At 72.1% G+C, this 17220-nt stretch carries 9 protein-coding genes; 6 read left to right on the forward strand and 3 right to left on the reverse strand.

What is annotated here, in order from left to right; genetic code table 11:
- Positions 1 to 178: 178 nt before the first annotated feature.
- Positions 179 to 7123: a glycoside hydrolase domain-containing protein gene (locus ACYF6T_RS12205; protein ID WP_461695860.1), complete on the forward strand. Its 6945-nt coding sequence runs from the start codon at positions 179 to 181 to the stop codon at positions 7121 to 7123.
- A gap of 30 nt (positions 7124 to 7153) precedes the next feature.
- Here the strand turns inward: ACYF6T_RS12205 and ACYF6T_RS12210 are convergent, their stop codons facing one another.
- Complete coding sequence (locus ACYF6T_RS12210; protein ID WP_461695861.1) at positions 7154 to 8131, reverse strand: fumarylacetoacetate hydrolase family protein; 978 nt, start codon at positions 8129 to 8131, stop codon at positions 7154 to 7156.
- A 23-nt stretch (positions 8132 to 8154) separates the two neighbouring features.
- Positions 8155 to 8799, reverse strand: coding sequence for an MBL fold metallo-hydrolase (locus ACYF6T_RS12215; protein ID WP_461695863.1), 645 nt, complete (start codon positions 8797 to 8799; stop codon positions 8155 to 8157).
- A gap of 94 nt (positions 8800 to 8893) precedes the next feature.
- On the opposite strand from ACYF6T_RS12215, the gene ACYF6T_RS12220 reads away from it, so the two are divergent.
- Together ACYF6T_RS12220 and ACYF6T_RS12225 are read left to right on the forward strand one after the other, a co-directional pair.
- Positions 8894 to 9319, forward strand: coding sequence for a MarR family winged helix-turn-helix transcriptional regulator (locus tag ACYF6T_RS12220; protein ID WP_461695865.1), 426 nt, complete (start codon positions 8894 to 8896; stop codon positions 9317 to 9319).
- A gap of 131 nt (positions 9320 to 9450) precedes the next feature.
- Complete coding sequence (locus ACYF6T_RS12225; RefSeq protein ID WP_461695867.1) at positions 9451 to 10422, forward strand: L-threonylcarbamoyladenylate synthase; 972 nt, start codon at positions 9451 to 9453, stop codon at positions 10420 to 10422.
- 661 nt (positions 10423 to 11083) lie between these two features.
- On the opposite strand, the gene ACYF6T_RS12230 is transcribed toward ACYF6T_RS12225, so the two are convergent.
- The gene (locus tag ACYF6T_RS12230; RefSeq protein ID WP_461695869.1) at positions 11084 to 12553 is read right to left on the reverse strand and encodes an MFS transporter; all 1470 of its coding nucleotides are present in this window, start codon (positions 12551 to 12553) and stop codon (positions 11084 to 11086) included.
- Between the two features lie 245 nt (positions 12554 to 12798).
- On the opposite strand from ACYF6T_RS12230, the gene ACYF6T_RS12235 reads away from it, so the two are divergent.
- From ACYF6T_RS12235 to ACYF6T_RS12245, 3 genes are all read left to right on the forward strand, one after another.
- A complete protein-coding gene (locus ACYF6T_RS12235) occupies positions 12799 to 13422 on the forward strand; it encodes a TetR/AcrR family transcriptional regulator (protein ID WP_461695871.1) in 624 nt (207 codons plus the stop codon).
- 182 nt (positions 13423 to 13604) lie between these two features.
- A complete protein-coding gene (locus ACYF6T_RS12240) occupies positions 13605 to 15896 on the forward strand; it encodes a family 78 glycoside hydrolase catalytic domain (protein WP_461695872.1) in 2292 nt (763 codons plus the stop codon).
- Positions 15897 to 15941: 45 nt separating this feature from the next.
- Positions 15942 to 17198 carry a family 1 glycosylhydrolase gene (locus ACYF6T_RS12245; RefSeq protein WP_461695874.1) on the forward strand — a complete coding sequence of 419 codons (1257 nt, stop codon included), beginning with the start codon at positions 15942 to 15944 and terminating at the stop codon, positions 17196 to 17198.
- The last annotated feature ends 22 nt before the right edge of the window (positions 17199 to 17220 follow it).

Genomic DNA, 17220 nt, shown 5'->3' on the forward strand with positions numbered 1-17220 from the left:
TGACGGTCGTGAACACGGCGGGTGTGAGTCCGCGGTGTTCACTGCCGTCCCGCCCCAAGTGCGTGCGTGCTGCGGGCGATCAGGCTGACAACGTTGTCTCGACCGGACCGACCGTGCCCGTCCACCGCGATGCTGGAGAGGTTCCGTGCCCCGTAGACCTCACGCCCCGACCCCCCGCGTGACCCCTGCGAGAACCGGCGGCCGGCGCCGCAGGCCCCTGCGCGCGACGCTCGCCGCCGTGCTCGCCGGAGCGCTCGGTCTCGCCGCACTGGCGGGCGGCGGCACCGCCGCGGCACTGCCCGCCGCGTCCGCGTCGGCGCAGTCCGCGTCCTCCACGGGAGGTTCCGGCGGCACGGACTACACCGCGCTGGTCGACCCGTTCGTGTCCACCGCCGGCGACGACGGCAACGACCTGCCGGGAGCCGAGGCGCCGCACAGCCTGGCCAAGGTCAACCCGATGACCACGCCGGGCCGCAACCACTCCGGGTACGACTACGACGAGGACCACATCGCCGGGTTCACCGCCACCAACCTCGACGGCGTCGGCGGTTCGGGCGGCGGCGGCGACCTGCTGGTCGTGCCGACGTCCGTGCAGTACTCCGCCCGCCCGGCCACGGGCACCTACGCGCACTCCTACAGCCACGACGACGAGAGCGCGACGCCCGGCTCCTACCAGGTGCGGCTGGGGGCCGTTTCCGGGACCGGGACCTCGGTGACGCAGGACTCCGGGACCATCGGCGCCGAGATGACCGCGACGACGCGCACGGCACTGGAGCGCTACAGCTTCCCCTCCGGGGCGCACCCCGAACTCGTCCTGGACCTCGCCAACAACTACACCAGCCGCAGCCGTGCCACCCTGGACGCCACCACGCTCGCGGACGGCACCACCGCCATCAGCGGCCTGGTCGCGGGGTCGTTCAACGGCGCCTCCTACCGGCTGTACTACTACGCCACCACCAACGTCCCGGTGACCTCGCTGAAGAGCTGGGGCAGCGACGGCAAGCTCGGCGACGCCACCACGCAGGACGGCACCGACACCGGAGCCGTCCTCGGGTTCGACGAGTCCGCCGGCAAGGACATCGAGCTGCGCGTCACGGTGTCGCCGATCAGCGCCGAGCAGGCCGCGACCGACCAGCGCAACGAGGTCGGCGACCTCACCTTCGACCAGGCACGCGCGCGGACGAAGGCGGACTGGAACAGCACGCTCGGCGCCGTGGCCGTGCAGGCGTCCGCGAAGTCCGACCCCGGCGCGACGCTCACCAAGGAGTTCTACACGCACCTGTACCGCATGTACGCGCTGCCGGTGAACGCCACCAGCACCAGCGGCACGTACCGAGGCGTCGACGGAGCGGTGCACAAGACGAACGGCTTCACCTACTACGACGGCTGGTCCACCTGGGACGACTTCCGCAAGTACTCCGTCGAGGCCTACATCGACCCGGTCACCTACCGGGACCTCGTGCAGTCGCTCATCGAGCTGTTCGCCGACGCGCACACCGCGGGCAAGAGCCTCGGCAGCCTCACCCACTCGGTGCCGACGGTGCGCTGGGAGCGGTCGGCCGTGGTGATCGCCGACGCGCTGTCGAAGGGCTACCACGACTTCGACCGGCTCGACGAGGCGTACCCGGCGCTGAGGTCGTACACCGGCTACTACACGGGCACGCAGCTGCGGCAGGGCTACATCGCCGGTGACCCCGGTACGACCGTGCAGCGCGGCTACGACCAGTGGGCGCTGTCGGTCATCGCCTCCGCGCTGGGCAAGGACGCGGACGCGAAGAAACTGCGCACCCAGTCGACCATGGCGATCGACCACCTGGTCAGGTCCGGTGCCTGGACCGCCGCCGACGGCACCGAGGTCGGTCTGCTCACCCCGCGCGCCGCGGGCGGCGACTGGCAGAGCGCCGACTACGAGAAGTTCGAGGCGGCGAGCCTCTACCAGGGCACCCTGTGGCAGTACCACTGGTACGACGCCTACGACATGGGCGGCCTCATCAAGGCCATGGGCGGCGAGAAGGCCGGCCGGGCCGCGATCGAGCACATGTTCGGCGAGGACTCCGACGCCGACGACGGCTCGACCATGCTACACTCCAACGCCAACGAGATCGACCTCCAGGCCCCCTACCTCTTCAACTACGTCGGCGAGCCGAGCCTGACGCAGAAGTGGGTGCGCGCCATCTACACGGGCGAGACCTGGAACCGCTACATCGCGACCGGCTCCACCAACGAAGCCCCCTCCTCCGGCGGCGAGTTCACCCCGCCGGTCAAGACGCAGGTGTACAAGCTCTCCCCGCACGGCTTCCTGCCGACCATGGACAACGACGCCGGCACCATGTCGACCATGTTCGTCGCCGCCGCCCTGGGCCTGTTCCCGGTGACGGCCGGCTCCAGCCAGTTCCAGATCGGCAGCCCGTTCTTCGACTCCACGACGATCACCTACGCCAACGGCAGCCGGTTCACGGTGCGGGCCGACGGCGTGTCGGCGAGCGACTACTACGTCCAGGGCGCCACGTTGAACGGCAAGCGGTTCGCCAACACGTGGCTGGACTACTCGCAGATCGTCTCCGGCGGCACCCTGAAGTTCACCATGGGCGCCAAGCCCTCCTCCTGGGGCTCCGCCACCAAGGCCGCGTACTCGCTAGACACCGACTCCGGTGACACCGGCACGGCCACGACGGGCGGCACCACCGTCTCCGCCGCGCCGGACACGGTCGACACCGCCGCCGACGGCACCGTGGACGAGCGTGTGAAGCTCACCCTGTCCGGCCGGGCGACGTTCGCCGCCCGCAAGGGCACGAGCCTCACCAGGACGGGGGCGGCCACGCTCACCGGGCTCCCCGACGGCGTCACCGCCGACCTCCGCGTCACCGGCTCGCGCAACGTGACACTGACCCTCACCGGCAGCACCGAGACCGACGCGCGGTTCGGCATCACCTTCCAGGACGCGGCCTTCGCCCACGGAGCGTCGGCCTCGACGGTGACCGGCACCGGGGTGTCCCCGACCGACCCGCTGGTCATCTCGGCCGCCGCGGTGCAGCGCGCGGCCCTCGTCGACCTCGTCGACCAGGCGTCCCTGGTGCGCAGCGGCAACTACTCCGACGGCTCCTTCAGCCTGTTCCGCTCAGCCCTCGAACACGCCCGCACCGTCCTCGCGGACACGTCCGCCGCGACCGGCACCCTCATGGCCGCGCACGACGCGCTGGAGTCCGCCATCGACGCGCTCACCCTCGACGAGGGCGGCTACGCCGTCCTCCAGGCCGAGAGCCCCGACCAGAAGGACGGCCCCAGCCTGGTCAGCGAGGCGTACTACTCCGACGGCGACCTCGGCGGCGTCACCGAGGGCTCCTGGGAGCGGTTCACCAAGCTCGACTTCGGCGGCGTCGCCCCGCGCAGCATCTCGGTCCGCTACGCCAACTCGCAGGCGACCACGGCGAAACCGAGCAGCGTCGACATCCACGCCGGTGCCGCCGACGGCCCCGTGGTCGCCACCGTCTCGCTCCCCGGCACCGGCGGCTGGCAGTACTACACCACGGTCCAGGCCACCGTCACCGACCCGGAAGCGCTGCTGCAGTCGTCGAGCGCGACGTTCGTCTTCCACGCCCCCTCCGGGCAGCAGTGGGTGTCGAACTTCGACTGGTACCAGTTCTCGCCGTACCCGGTCACGTCGTCCGCCACGACCACGCTCGCCACGCTGACGGCCGCGAACACCACCACGACCGGCGCCGGTTCGCTCCCGCTGAAGCTCTCCAACGGCATCTTCGAGAACGTGACCAACGGCGCCTGGGCCGCGTGGCGGGGCACCGACCTGGGCGACGGCGCGGACACCGTCACCGTCAGCTACGACAAGCCCCAGTCGCGCGCGGCGTCGGACTCGCACATCGCACTGCACCTCGGCTCGAAGGACGGCGCGACCAGCGTCGACATCCCGCTCGGCTACACCGGATCGGGTTGGGGCACCGTCGCCACCACCACCGTGCCCCTCGACCCGAGCGTCTTCACCGGCGTCCAGGACGTGTACGCCGACTTCGTCTCCAGCACGCAGTCCGACACCCAGCCCTACGTGGCCAACGTCTACTCACTGACCCTGACCCGGCAGGCCGACGCCCCGGTGGCCTTCGACGCCACGTCGTTCGACTCCAGCAGTGGCGGCGGCCTCAAGAGCGAGACGGCCACCTGGAGCGGCGCGGGGTCGGCCACCGACCTGGGCGGCACCTACGACGGCGCCTGGATGAGCTACGGGGACATCGACTTCGGCGACTCCCCGAAGAACACCGTCACCCTCACCTACGCCAACAACTCCGCCCGTTGCGGCACCGGTTCGGCCGTGCAGATCTACCTGGACTCCTTCGACGCGGCCAACCCGGGCGCGCCGTACGCGACCGTCCCGCTGCCCGTGACGGGAGCCTCGTGGTCGTCCGGGGGGACGACCAGCCTGACCCTGCCGACGGCGCTCACCGGCACGCACACCGTCCACCTGCGCCTGACGACGACCGCGGACTCCTCCCACCCGTACGTCGCCAATCTGGGCCGGATCACCTTCAGCCACACCGACACGCCCACCACCACGGACACCTCCGCCCTGCGCAAGGCGATCGACCAGTACGCGCCGCTGGCCGGCGACGCGCAGCGCTACGACACCGTCGACTTCGGTGTCTTCCAGCGCGAACTGGCCGCCGCCCGGGCCCTGGTGGAGGCCGGCGACGCGACCCAGCTCGACGTGGACGCGCAGACCCGCAGCCTGACCCTCGCCGCCAAGCAGCTCGTCCCGCTGCCCAGACTGCGGCTGGAGGACCTGGTCGCGACCGCGTCCGCGCTCGACAAGGCGCGCTACACCGACGCCTCCTGGTCGGCGTTCACCGACGCGCTCGCCGCGGCGAAGACCGCGGTCGCGGACGACGCCGCGACGGACGACACCCTCACCGCACGCCATGACGCCCTCGCCAAGGCCCTGTCCGGCCTCACCACGAAGCCCAGGACGGTGCCGGCGGCGCCCGACGCGGTGTCGGCGACCGCCTCCGGCACGAGCGTGACCGTCGCCTGGTCCGCACCCGAGGACGATGGCGGCTCCCCGGTCACCGGCTACGAGATCACCCTCGACGGCGGCCACCAGGTGGAGATCGACGATCCGGGCAGCCGGAGCACGACCTTCACCTGGTTGCCGGCCGGCACGTCCTACACGGCACGCGTGCGCGCGCTGAACTCCGTCGGCGCCTCGGACTCCAGCGCCGCCACGGCACCCGCGGTCACCGGCGACGGCACGCCGCAGGCGCCGACCGTGACCGGTGTGCTCACCGACGGCAAGCAGGTCCGGGTGACCTGGCGCCCCGCGGCCGACGGAGGCTTCCCGGTCGTCGGTTACGCCGTGACGCTGGACGGCGGGACGACCGTGCACGTGCCCGCCACCGCGCGCACGACGCTGCTCACGACCGCGAGGGCGGCCAAGGCGCACACGGCCACGGTCACCGCCGTCACCCTGGCCGGCACCTCGGACGACGCCACGGACACCACCACCTCGACCGAGGCGTCCGACCCGTCGACGTACACGCCGACCCCCTTCCCGGACGACACGCTGAAGGCGTCGTACGCGTCGGACGAGTGGCCGGCCACCGACGACGGAAGCGACTACTTCAACGACCTCCTCAGCGGCATCGACGACCTCGGCCACGACGTCCTCGGCGCCAACACCAAGCTGACGGAGGGCAGCCCGCTCACCGCGCAGAACGACGAGATCGCCGTGCGTATCAACAACGCGGCGACCCAGCAGCAGGTCGACCGGGCCGAGGTCGACGCCGGCAACAGCGCCACCGTGACGATGGCGGACGGCCTCGGCTCCCGGCTCGGGCAGCTCTACCTCGACGCCCTGAACAGCGGCCAACTGCCCAAGACGAGCGCGCTGTTCTCCCGCGTCACGCAAGGCATCGACACCCACGACGCGGCGAAGAACCACTACGGCTACCTGCGGCCGTACGTGCGGCTGGGCTTCGTCGGCGACGGCGGCTACGTGTACGAGTCGCAGGACGGCTCGTACAGCAGCCTGGCCACCAGCGGCTCCTACCCGAGCGGCCACACCTACGGCGGCTACGAGGCCGGGACGATCCTCGCCACCCTGCTGCCGGAGCTGGCACCGTCGATCCTCGCGCGCACCTCGGAGTACGGCGACAACCGCATCGTCCTCGGCTTCCACTACCCGCTCGACGTCATGGGCGGCCGCATCACCGGGCAGGCCACCGTCGCCCACCGGTGGGCCGACCCCGACTTCGCCGCGCTGCTCACCCAGGCCCACACCGAGATCGAGAACGTCCTGCTCGCCCAGTGCCGGGAGGAGGGGTACGGCGACACGCTCACGGCCTGCGAGGGCGACGCCTACGACGGGCTGAGCACGGCGCAGGACGTCGACCTGTACACGCGGCGCCTGACCTACGGGTTCTCCCGGACCGGCAAGGCCGGGCAGGCCCTCACGGTGCCGACCGACGCGGCGGCGCTGCTGATCACGGCCTTCCCCGACCTCACCACCGAACAGCGCGCCGAGATCCTGGAGCAGACCGCGACGGACTCCGGATACCCCCTCGACCTCACCGCGGACGGCGAAGCGAGCTGGCAGCGCATCAACCTGGCGGCGGCGATGGCGGCACACGTGGTCGTGAACGCCGACGGGTCGGTCACGGTGACGAACTTCTCGGACGCCACCCGGGCCAGCGTCGCCGACGCGAGCCGGATCACCGTGGGCGGCGTGGCGATCGACGGATTCGATCCGCAGGTGTCCACCTACGTCGTCGACTGGCCGAAGAACGCCGGGATTCCGGCCGTCTCCGCCGTCCCGGCCGCCTCCGGGGCGCGGGTGAAGGTCACCAACGGCAGCTCCACCGTCTCGTCCACCACCTCCCGGTTCACCACCCGCACCATCACGGTGACCTCGGCCAACGGCGCGGTCACCCGGACCTACACGGTCGGCTTCCACCGCACGGACCGCGATCACCGGCCGGTGGCCGCCGGTGCGTCCGGAACCTGGGTCGGCGGCGTCGGCGGCGTCGGCGGCACGGGCACCGCGGGCGGCACCGGGCTGTGGTCGTGGGCCACGGAGTGGGCGCGGACCCGGGAGGCGCCGACGGCCCGGCGCACGCCGTGACCGCCCAACCTGCGGGTGAGCGGCGGACGTTCACCCGCAGGTCCGGTTACCGGCGCGGGGAGCCTGATGCACGGCTGCGGACGCGGAAGGCGATGCAGTCGGGGGAGGGCACGGCCACGCTCGTACCGGTGTCGGTGAGGTGGCCGGAGCCGAGGGTGCCTTGGAAGAGGAGACGGGGTGGCGCCAGTCGGCACGTGTGTCCGGCAGGGTGTCCGCCGCGGTCGGGTTGACCGCGGCGCCGAGCCCTTCGACGGCGGTGACCAGGTGGTGCCCCGGAGTGAGGGCCGGACCGGCGAGCGCGGTCTTTCCGGGTGTGCCGGTGAGGATGACGTCACCGGGTGCGAGGGTCAGGAAGGTGCTGCAGTAGGAGAGAAGTTCGGCGGGTGTGAAGAGCAGGTCACGGGTGGAGCCGCGTTGCCACTCGACGCCGTCGACGGTGAAGGTGACGGTCAGATCGCGGGCGTCGTCGACCTCGTCCGGGGTGACCAGCAGCGGCCCGAGCGGGGTCGAGCGGTCGAAGACCTTGCCCTGGAGGGCTTCGGTGGTGCGGTGCTGCCAGTCACGCAGGGACAGGTCGTTGGCCACGCAGTACCCGGCGATGGCGTGCTGCGCCTCCCGCACGCCGGCCCGGCGCAGGCGCCGTCCGACGATGACGGCCAGTTCCACCTCACCGTCGACGTGGTCGCTGATGCGGGGCAGCGTGATCGTGTCGCGAGGTCCGGTCAGGGTGGAGGGGAACTTGGCGAAGAGCGTGGGATACGTGGGCGTGGGGCGCCCCAGCTCCTCGATGTGGCTCCGGTAGTTCAGGCCGACGCACAGAATGTGTGCGGGGGCCGGTGAGACGCGGGCGTAGTGGGCGGTGCGGGCATCCACTTCGCCGACGTCCCTCAGGCGGTCGCGGTGGAGCCAGGCGTCGACGGCGTCGGCGGCGTCGACCAGGACGGCGCGGTCGCCCTCGATGCGGGCCGCGCTGAGGGTGTTGCCGGTACGGATGGTGGCGAAACGCATGCCCGCTCCCCGGGGTCGGTGTGCTACAGCTGGACGGTGGTGCCGGCGTCGAGACGGTCGATGGCGGTGCCGGTCAGGCCCTGCTCGCCGAGGAGGCGGGCGGTGGACTGCTGGCCGAGGTCGCTGAGCATCAGTTCGTGGATCTGGATGACCCGCTCGGGCTTGACGGCACGGACGTAGTCGGCGGCTTCGCCGAGCTTGGTCCAGGGCCCGCTGGTCGGCAGCAGCAGGGTGCGCACGGGAGTGCCGGGCGCGAAGTAGGCGTCGCCGGGGTGGTAGAGGGTGCCCTCGTCGACGAGGTAGCCGACGTTGTCGGGGCACGGGATGTCGGCGTGGATCGGCGCGTGCCGGTGACCGTGGACGGAGACGCTCAGGGAGCCCACGGTGAAGGCGTCGCCCGCGGCCACCGTGTGGACGCGGCCCTCGTGGCCGCCGAGGGCGTCCGCCACGGCGGAGGTGCCGTAGACGTGCAGGTCCGGCTGGGCGTCGAGCGCGGCGGTGACGAGCTTGTCGTCGAAGTGGTCGAAGTGTTCGTGCGTGATCAGAACGGCGTGGGCGCGAGAGACGGCCTCTGCCGCGTCGGGCGTGAAGGTGCCGGGGTCGATGACCAGCCGGGTGCCGTCCTTCTCCAGGGTGACGCAGGCGTGGGCGTGCTTGGTGAGCTGCACGGGGGCATCCTCTCCGGTGACGGATCATTTCTACAACCAAACTGTATACCTAAGGTGTGGAACTCGGTTGCAGGCCGCGGCTAGGCTGGTCCCCATGGACGACCACCGGCTCGCCGAAGAACTCCGCCAGACCGTCGGACACCTGGTGCGCACCGTGCGCACCGCCGACACGATGCCCCCGGCCGAGGCCGCGGTCCTGGGCTATCTGGACCGTGTCGGCCCGCTCACCACCGCCGACATCGCGCAGCGGCGGGGCGTGAGCCACCAGTCGATCGCCAAGGCGGTCAAAGAACTCCTCACGCAGGAGCTGGTGACGGCCGAGCCGCACCCCGGCGACGGACGCAAACTCCTGCTCCACCTCACACCGGCGGGGCGCGGGCGCCTGGACGAGGAGCGCCGCAGGCGTGCGGACTGGCTCGGCGGCGCGATCAACGACGTACTCAGTGCCGAGGAGCGGCAGACGCTGGCGGCGGCGCTGCCCTTGCTGTCACGGCTGACGGAACATCTCAGGGCCAGGTGAGGTGATCAGTCGGCCGCGTGCGGCGCCGCCGTGGCGGCTGGGTGGGGCTCGGGGCGGTTGGACCTCAGGGTGCCCGGTGGTCAGGCGACAAGGCCGGAGCAGGTGCGGGGCAATGAGAGGATGGCGAGGTGATGGCAACAACCAGTGACATCGAGAAAGCGGCCCAGGTGCTGCGCGCCGGAGGCTTGGTGGCCCTCCCGACCGAGACCGTCTACGGTCTGGGCGCGAACGCCGAAGACCCCGCCGCCGTCGCACGCATCTTCCAGGTCAAGGGCCGTCCGCCCACCCACCCGCTGATCGTCCACATCGGCGCCGCGGACCAGCTGGACGACTGGGTCGAGGAAGTGCCCGCGACCGCGCGCCTGTTGGCCGAGCACTTCTGGCCGGGGCCGCTGACCCTGGTCCTGCGCCGTGGCCGGCGCGTGCCCCTCGAAGCCACCGGTGGCCTGGAGACGGTGGCCGTGCGGGTGCCCGATCACCCCCTCGCGCTCGCCCTGCTGTCCGCCTTCGGCGGCGGCGTGACGGCCCCGTCCGCCAACCGCTTCGGCTCGGTCAGCCCGACGACGGCCGACCACGTGCGCGCGGAGCTCGGCGACGCCGTCGACTTCGTCCTGGACGGCGGTCCCTGCCAGGTCGGCGTGGAGTCGACCATCGTCGACGTCACCGGCGAGACTCCGAGCATCCTGCGGCCCGGCGGTGTGACCCGCGAGGATCTCGAAGCGGTCCTGGGGCACCCGGTCGGAGTGCCCGCCACCAGCCATGTACGGGTGCCTGGCCAGCACCCCTCCCACTACGCACCGCGCGCGCAGGTCGTCCTGGTCGAACCGGAGAAGGTCGTCCACGAGGCGGAACTCGCGCAGGAAGTGGGCCACCGGGTGGGTGTCCTGCTTCCGTCCGCCTACGCCGGCGCTCCGGTCAGGGCGCACGCGGTGGTGACGGTTCCCGAGTCCGGGGCCGCCTATGCGCGCGAGCTGTACGGGTTCCTGCGCGAGCTCGACCAGCGGGGCTGTGACCGGATCGTCGCCTCCCTGCCGGAGGAGGAGGGCCTGGGCCTCGCCATCGCCAACCGCCTCCGCCGCGCGGCGGGCCCCCGGTCGTCGTAGCGGGGTCCCTCCCCTCGGACACCGCCCCGGAAGCCGCCGCGATGGTCCAGACGCGGCTGTGGGTGTCGCAGACGCCGGTGCCGTCGTCGGCCGGTCCCAAGGGCGTGGTGCCCTGGTAGTGCGGTGAGCTGCCCGCGGGGAGCAGGACGGGGGAGTCGCCCAGGGGGATGCCCAGCGCGGCTCCCGCTTCGGCGACGGCCTTCTTGGCCTGCTCGCCCGCGTGGTCGCGGTGTCGCCGGACTTGATGGACTGGACGCGGTCGTGTGGGGTGGTGTCCTGGCGTCGAACCGGCCCAGTCCGACGATCTCGACATCGTCTCCCGCCCCGGGATTCACAGCCCCACCTTCATCGAGCACCCGGTCGCACGGCCGCCGCGACTTCATCGAGCGCACCGGCGGCGACCGCTTCGAGCTCTTCATCGATACCGCCCTGTTCCAGACCGGCCGGTCGACCGCGGTCACGAGGGCTTCGAGGGCAGGAGCGCCCGGCGCTTCTCGAACCCCTGGCCGTCCCCATGACCGACCTCGCCGACGTCCTGCCGCACGTGCACTCCCGACACCTCCACCGGCCTCGACAAGCCGACGGGGAGATGCGCGTGTGCCCCGGCCCCGTCGCCGTAGCGTCGACGGGGCCGGGGCCGGGACACGGGTGCCGTGCCGGGTCAGGCGGGTTGCCGCTCCTCGTCGGCCGGGTCGTGCAGCGGCGGCAGGAACAGCGAGCAGGCCAGGGCGACGAGCGTGACCAGGGCGCCGAGCCAGAAGATCCACGTGTAGCCGGTGTCCAGGTAGAAGGCGGTGCCGTCGACGACCGTGCTGTCCGCGGCCAGGACGGCGTAGGCACCGGCGGTGACGATCGCGCCGAACAGGCTGACGAGCATGTTGAGCATGCCGCTGCCCAGGCCCTGCTCGTCGCGGGAGACCACGCCGACCACGAGGGTCGGCGCGCCCGCCACCACCACGCCTGCGCCGACGTTGGCGACGCAGGAGGTCAGGATGAGCTGCAGCTCGTTGCCGTGGTAGAGGCCGACGAGGGCGTAGCCGGCGGCCATCACCACCAGACCGGCGCACCAGATCCGGCGGGCGTCGAAGCGCCGCAGGCAGCGGCTGACGAGCAGCCCGGTGCCGAACATCACCAGGTTCCAGCTCACGCTGACGACGGCGTTGTGGTGGGCCGTCCACCCCAGGCCCGCCGAGACGCCGGGGATGTGCGGGTAGAGGGCGAGCAGGATGGCGAGGCCCGGCATGGTGAAGGCGACCGTCTGGGCGAGACCGCCGGCGGTGAGCGCGAGGGCGACCGGGCGGCGGCTGAGCACCTTCAGGTCCAGGATGGGGTGCGGGCTGCGGCGCTCGACGAGCAGGAAGACGGCGAGGGCGACGCAGCCCGCCGCCAGCCAGCCCAGGGTGCGCGCGTCGGACCAGCCCCAGCTCTGCCCCTGCCCCACGGCGTAGACCACGGCCGTCAGACCGCCGCCGAGCACGAGGCCGCCCAGCCAGTCGAAGCCGGAGTCGAAGGCGTGCCGCGGCGTCTCCGGCACCAGTGCCGCGATCAGCGCGAAGGCGAAGGCGGTGGCGGCGGCCAGGAACCACAGGGCCCCGCGGTAGCCCCAGTGGTCGACCAGCCAGCCCGCCAGGAAGGGGGAGACGAGCGCCACCAGGCCGACGCTGCTGCCCATGATGCCGCTGGCCTGCTTGACGAGCCGGGGCGGGAAGGTGTCCCGCACGGCGGCGAAGGACAGGGCGCCGAAGGGACCGTAGAACCCGGCGATCGCCCGGCCCGCCAGGACCAGCCAGAACGCCCCGGCGAGGGCCGCCAGCATCTCTCCGGCGGCGCCCAGGGCGGTCATGGCGAGCATGACGCGCCGCTTGCCGTACAGGTCTCCCAGCTTGATCACGAAGGGCGTGAGCAGGGTGGACACCAGCGTCAGCGTCAGTCCGAACCACACCACCTGCGTGGTGTGGAAGGCCTGCGCGACTCCGGCGGTGGCGTTGGCGCCGAGGATGCCGCCCGCGGCCAGCAGCTGGGTCGGCCACGCGAGCGCGACCAGCAGCAGGACGAGTCGGGGATTCCACCGTCCGTCCTGATCGGTGGGTGCTTCCTGGTCGAGCGAGGGGCTTGATGACATCGGCGTCATGCCAGCCCTCCTTTCACGGAGGTGCCAAGGGGAGGGTAGGAGGCGCGGGGGGGTGGTGGGACGCGGGGGCCCGGCTCAACACGTCGTTCACAGGGACGTGACAGCACGGCAATCCGTCGGCGTGACGTCGATGATGAACCCAATACCTAGTGTTCGCTAGGTGTTGAAGGTGTGACCCACCTCACTCGCTTTCGCGGTGCCGGGTGGGTCGCCGGGGCCGTACACCTGCTCAGTACTGTTCTTGCATGGCGACACCCAGGGGCCCGCGGGGGCACTACACGGCCGGCCGGGCGCGGCGCACCCAGATCCTGGACGCGGCGCTGCTGCGCTTCGGGCAGGACGGCTACCGCAAGACCTCCCTCGCTCGCGTCGCCCGCGACGCCGAGATCACCGACGCCGGTCTGCTGCACCACTTCCGCGACAAGCAGCAGTTGCTGCTCGCGGTCGTGGAGTACTGGCACGAGCGCATGGACGTGCGGTGGGAGCGGGTCTCGGACTCGGTGCGGGACGCCTTCCGCTGTCACCTGGAGGACACGGCCGAGACCCTCGCCATGCCCGGCATGGTGGAACTGGCCGTCGTCCTCGGCGCGGAGGCCACCGCCGCCGACCACCCGGCTCACGGCCACTTCACCGGCTGGCAGGAGAAGGGCGTCCGGGAGCTGGCCGACCGGCTGCGGGCGGGCATCCGCGGCGGTGAACTGCGGCCCGGCCTGGACTGCGACGGCATCGCCCGGGAGTGTGTGGCCATGGACGCCGGACTCCAGCAGCAGTGGCTGGCCGCGGGGCGCACCTTCGACCTCGTGGCCGTCATGCGCGGCCACCTCGACCGCCTGATGCGGTCCATCTCGACCGACGGACAGGGCCTGTAGAGGCGGTTTCCGCGCCCCGGCCGGGCGGGGGAGTCGTGCGGTGCTGTTGTCATGTATGCGGCAGTCCGCGCCCATGCGATGTCCGGGTGTGTGTCTCATGTCACCCACTCGAACACCTAGTAATCACTAGGTATTGGTCGCATGATCAAGCCTGCTCACCTCCGGCGCTGAGAAAGGCCGTCATGCACCACAACTGGGCCGCACGTGTGGTCAGTCCTCCCCCCGGCACCCTCCCCACCGCGCAGGGGGCCCGCCCGGCCGTCCTGCTGCGCTCCGAGTTCACCGCGCACACCGCCGTGCGGTCTGCCCGGCTCCGGGTCACGGCTCTGGGCGTGTACGAGATGGAGATCAACGGCACCGTGGTGGGAGACCACGTGCTGGCTCCGGGGTGGACGAGTTACCACCACCGCCATCGCTACCAGTCCTTCGACGTCACCGCCCTCGTCACCGAGGGGCGCAACGCCTGGGGCGCCCACCTGGCCGACGGCTGGTACCGGGGCCTGCTCGGATTCAACGGCGGCACCCGGGACATCTACGGCCCCCGCACCGGACTGCTGGCGGAACTCCGGCTGGAGTACGCCGACGGCACCACCGAGACCGTGGCGACCGGGGACGGCTGGCGCTGGAGCCCGGGCCCGATCCTCGCCGCTGGCCTGTACGAAGGCGAGGAGTACGACGCCCGCCGCGAGCAGGCCGGCTTCAGCAGGCCCGGCTTCGACGACACGGCATGGCGGCACGCCGACACGCTCGACTTCGACACCGGCGTCCTCTTCCCGGCCGACAGCCCTCCCGTCCGCCGTACCGAACACCTCGCGCCCGCCGCCGTTCACACCTCGCCCACGGGCCGCACTCTCGTGGACTTCGGCCAGAACCTCGTCGGACGGCTGCGCATCCGCGTGCGCGGCGAGGCCGGACGCACGATCACCCTCCGCCATGCCGAGGTCCTCCAGAACGGCGACCTGTGCACCCGGCCGCTGCGGCACGCCACCGCGACCGACCGCTACGTCCTGCGCGGCGACCCGGCCGGCGAGGAGTGGGAACCCCGCTTCACCTTCCACGGCTTCCGCTACGCCGACATCGAGGGCTGGCCCGGCGACCTGGACCCGGCCGACGTCACCGCCGTGGTCCTGCACAGCGATCTGCGCCGCACGGGCTGGTTCTCCTGTTCCGACGCCTCCCTCGAACGCCTCCACGAGAACGTGGTGTGGGGCATGCGCGGCAACTTCCTCGACGTCCCCACCGACTGCCCCCAGCGCGACGAACGCCTCGGCTGGACCGGCGACGTCCAGGTCTTCGCGCCCACCGCCGCCTACCTCTACGACGTCCGTGACTTCCTGCGCTCCTGGCTGCGCGACCTCGCCGCCGACCAGGCGGACGACGAACGGCGCGTCCCGCCGGTGTTCAGCCCGGACATCCCGGTCATCACGCCGGTTGCGCTGCCGGCCGGCAACCCGCCCATGGCCGGCTGGTGCGACGCGGCCGTCATCGTCCCCTGGGTCCTCCACGAGCGCTACGGCGACACCGAGGTACTGCGCGCCCAGTACGCCTCGATGCGGGACTGGGTCGACGCCGTCGACCGGATCGCCGGGCCGGAGCGCGTGTGGGGGGAGGGCTTCCAGTTCGGCGACTGGCTCGACCCGGCCGCCCCGGCCGACGACCCCGGCCGCGCCATGACCTCCGGCGCCCTGGTCGCCACGGCGTACTTCGCGCACTCCGCACGCCTGCTGGCACGAGCGGCGCAGGTGCTGGACGAGAAGGAGGACGCCGCGCACTACGACGATCTGGCCGACGCGGTCCGCGACGCCTTCCTGGCCCGCTTCCACCTCGGCGGCGGACGTCTGGCCGAGGAGACGCAGACCGCCTACGCCCTCGCCCTGTGCTTCCGCCTGCTGACGGACGGCGCCGAACGCCACGAGGCCGGGCGCCGACTGGCCGACCTGGTGGCCGGCGCCGGCCACCGCATCGGCACCGGCTTCCTCGGCACGCCCCTGGTGTGCGACGCGCTGACCGACACCGGGCACGTCGACACCGCCTACCGCCTGCTGACGCAGCGCACCTGCCCCTCCTGGCTCTACCAGGTCGACATGGGCGCGACCACCGTCTGGGAACGCTGGGACAGCATGCTCCCCGACGGCAGCGTCCATCCCGGCGAGATGACCTCCTTCAACCACTACGCCCTCGGCGCGGTCGCCGACTGGATGCACCGCACCATCGCCGGTCTCGCGCCGGCCGCACCCGGCTACCGGCGGCTGCTGATCCGGCCCCGCCCCGGAGGCGGCCTCACCTGGGCCAGGGCCGCGCACGACACACCGTACGGCCGGGTCGAGACCGGATGGCGCGTGGAGGGGACCTCACTCGCCGTCGACCTCCTCGTGCCGCCCGGCGTCACCGCACTGGTCGACCTTCCGGACACCCCGCCCACGGAGGTCGGCCCCGGCCGGCACTCCTTCCGAGGCCCCCTGCCCACGGCGTGACGGGCCGCGCCCCCATCCCCCCATCCACCGTTGCGAGGATCTCCCATGAGCCACCACTCCAGCCTGCCCGACACCTTCCTGTGGGGCGTCGCCACCTCGGGCCACCAGACCGAGGGCGACAACGACGCCGGCGACACCTGGTTCCTGGAACACACCTCCCCCTCACTCTTCCGGGAGCCCAGCGGACCGGCCTGCCGGTCCTACGACCTGTGGGAGACCGACCTCGACCTCGCCGCCGGCCTCGGCCTCAACGCCTTCCGCTTCTCCGTCGAGTGGGCGCGCGTCGAGCCCGAACCCGGTGCCGTCCGCACCGAGGCCCTGGACCACTACGAACGCCTCGTCGACGGCTGCCTGGAGCGCGGCCTCGCTCCCGTGGTGACGTTCAGCCACTTCACCGCGCCGCACTGGTTCGCCGCGGCCGGCTCCTGGACCGCCGCCGACGCCCCGGACCGCTTCGCCGCACAGTGCGACCGGGTCATGGCCCGCTTCGGCGACCGCATCGCCTACGCCGTCACCCTCAACGAACCCAACCTCGAACAACTCCTGCAGGCCGGCGGGAAGTTGCCGCCCCAGGCGGAGGCCGTGAAGAACCGGATGCTCGCCGCCGCCGCGCAGGCCGCCGGATGCCGGACCTACGCCAGCGCCAACGTCATCCCCGCGCACCGCCAGGACGAGTTCCAGGCGGCGTTCACCCAGGCCCACCGCGCCGCCCGCGCGGCGATCAAGGCACGCCGCGGCGATGTCCCCGTGGGGGTCTCCATCGCCGTCGCCGACGAGGTGGCGATCCCCGGCGGCGAGGAACGCCGCGACGCCAAGCGCGCCGCCGTCTACGAGCACTGGCTGCGCGAGGCACGCCACGACGACTTCATCGGCGTACAGAACTACGAGCGCATCGTCCACGGCCCCGACGGGGAGGTCGCCGTCGACGGCGAGCTCAACGGCATGGGAACGGCGATTGCCCCCGGCTCCCTCGCCGGATCCGTGCGCTACGCCCACGAGGTGTCGGGCGTGCCGGTGCTGGTCACCGAACACGGCATCCAGACCTCCAACGACGCACAACGCGCCGCCTTCGTCCCCGCCGCCGTCCGGGAACTGGTCGCCGAGGCCGCCGCGGGCACACCGGTCCTCGGCTACTGCCACTGGACGCTCCTGGACAACTTCGAGTGGATCTTCGGCTACGACGCCCAGCTGGGCCTGTACGAGGTGGACCGCGCGACGTTCCAGCGCCGCCCGAAGCCGAGCGCACAGGTCTACGCCGACGTGGTGCGCAGCCACCGAGGCGTGCTCGCCGCGCCGAACTGAGCGGACGCCCCCCAGAGTGCCG

The sequence above is a fragment of the Streptomyces sp. 7R007 genome, from assembly GCF_054850255.1.

What these genes read in the sequence shown, in the direction of transcription:
- ACYF6T_RS12245 (WP_461695874.1), top strand. Translation starts at nt 15,942, where the DNA reads ATGAGCCACCACTCCAGCCTGCCCGACACCTTCCTGTGGGGCGTCGCC.
- ACYF6T_RS12240 (WP_461695872.1), top strand. Translation starts at nt 13,605, where the DNA reads ATGCACCACAACTGGGCCGCACGTGTGGTCAGTCCTCCCCCCGGCACC.
- ACYF6T_RS12210 (WP_461695861.1), bottom strand. Translation starts at nt 8,131, where the DNA reads ATGCGTTTCGCCACCATCCGTACCGGCAACACCCTCAGCGCGGCCCGC.
- ACYF6T_RS12230 (WP_461695869.1), bottom strand. Translation starts at nt 12,553, where the DNA reads ATGACGCCGATGTCATCAAGCCCCTCGCTCGACCAGGAAGCACCCACC.
- ACYF6T_RS12225 (WP_461695867.1), top strand. Translation starts at nt 9,451, where the DNA reads ATGGCAACAACCAGTGACATCGAGAAAGCGGCCCAGGTGCTGCGCGCC.
- ACYF6T_RS12235 (WP_461695871.1), top strand. Translation starts at nt 12,799, where the DNA reads ATGGCGACACCCAGGGGCCCGCGGGGGCACTACACGGCCGGCCGGGCG.
- ACYF6T_RS12220 (WP_461695865.1), top strand. Translation starts at nt 8,894, where the DNA reads ATGGACGACCACCGGCTCGCCGAAGAACTCCGCCAGACCGTCGGACAC.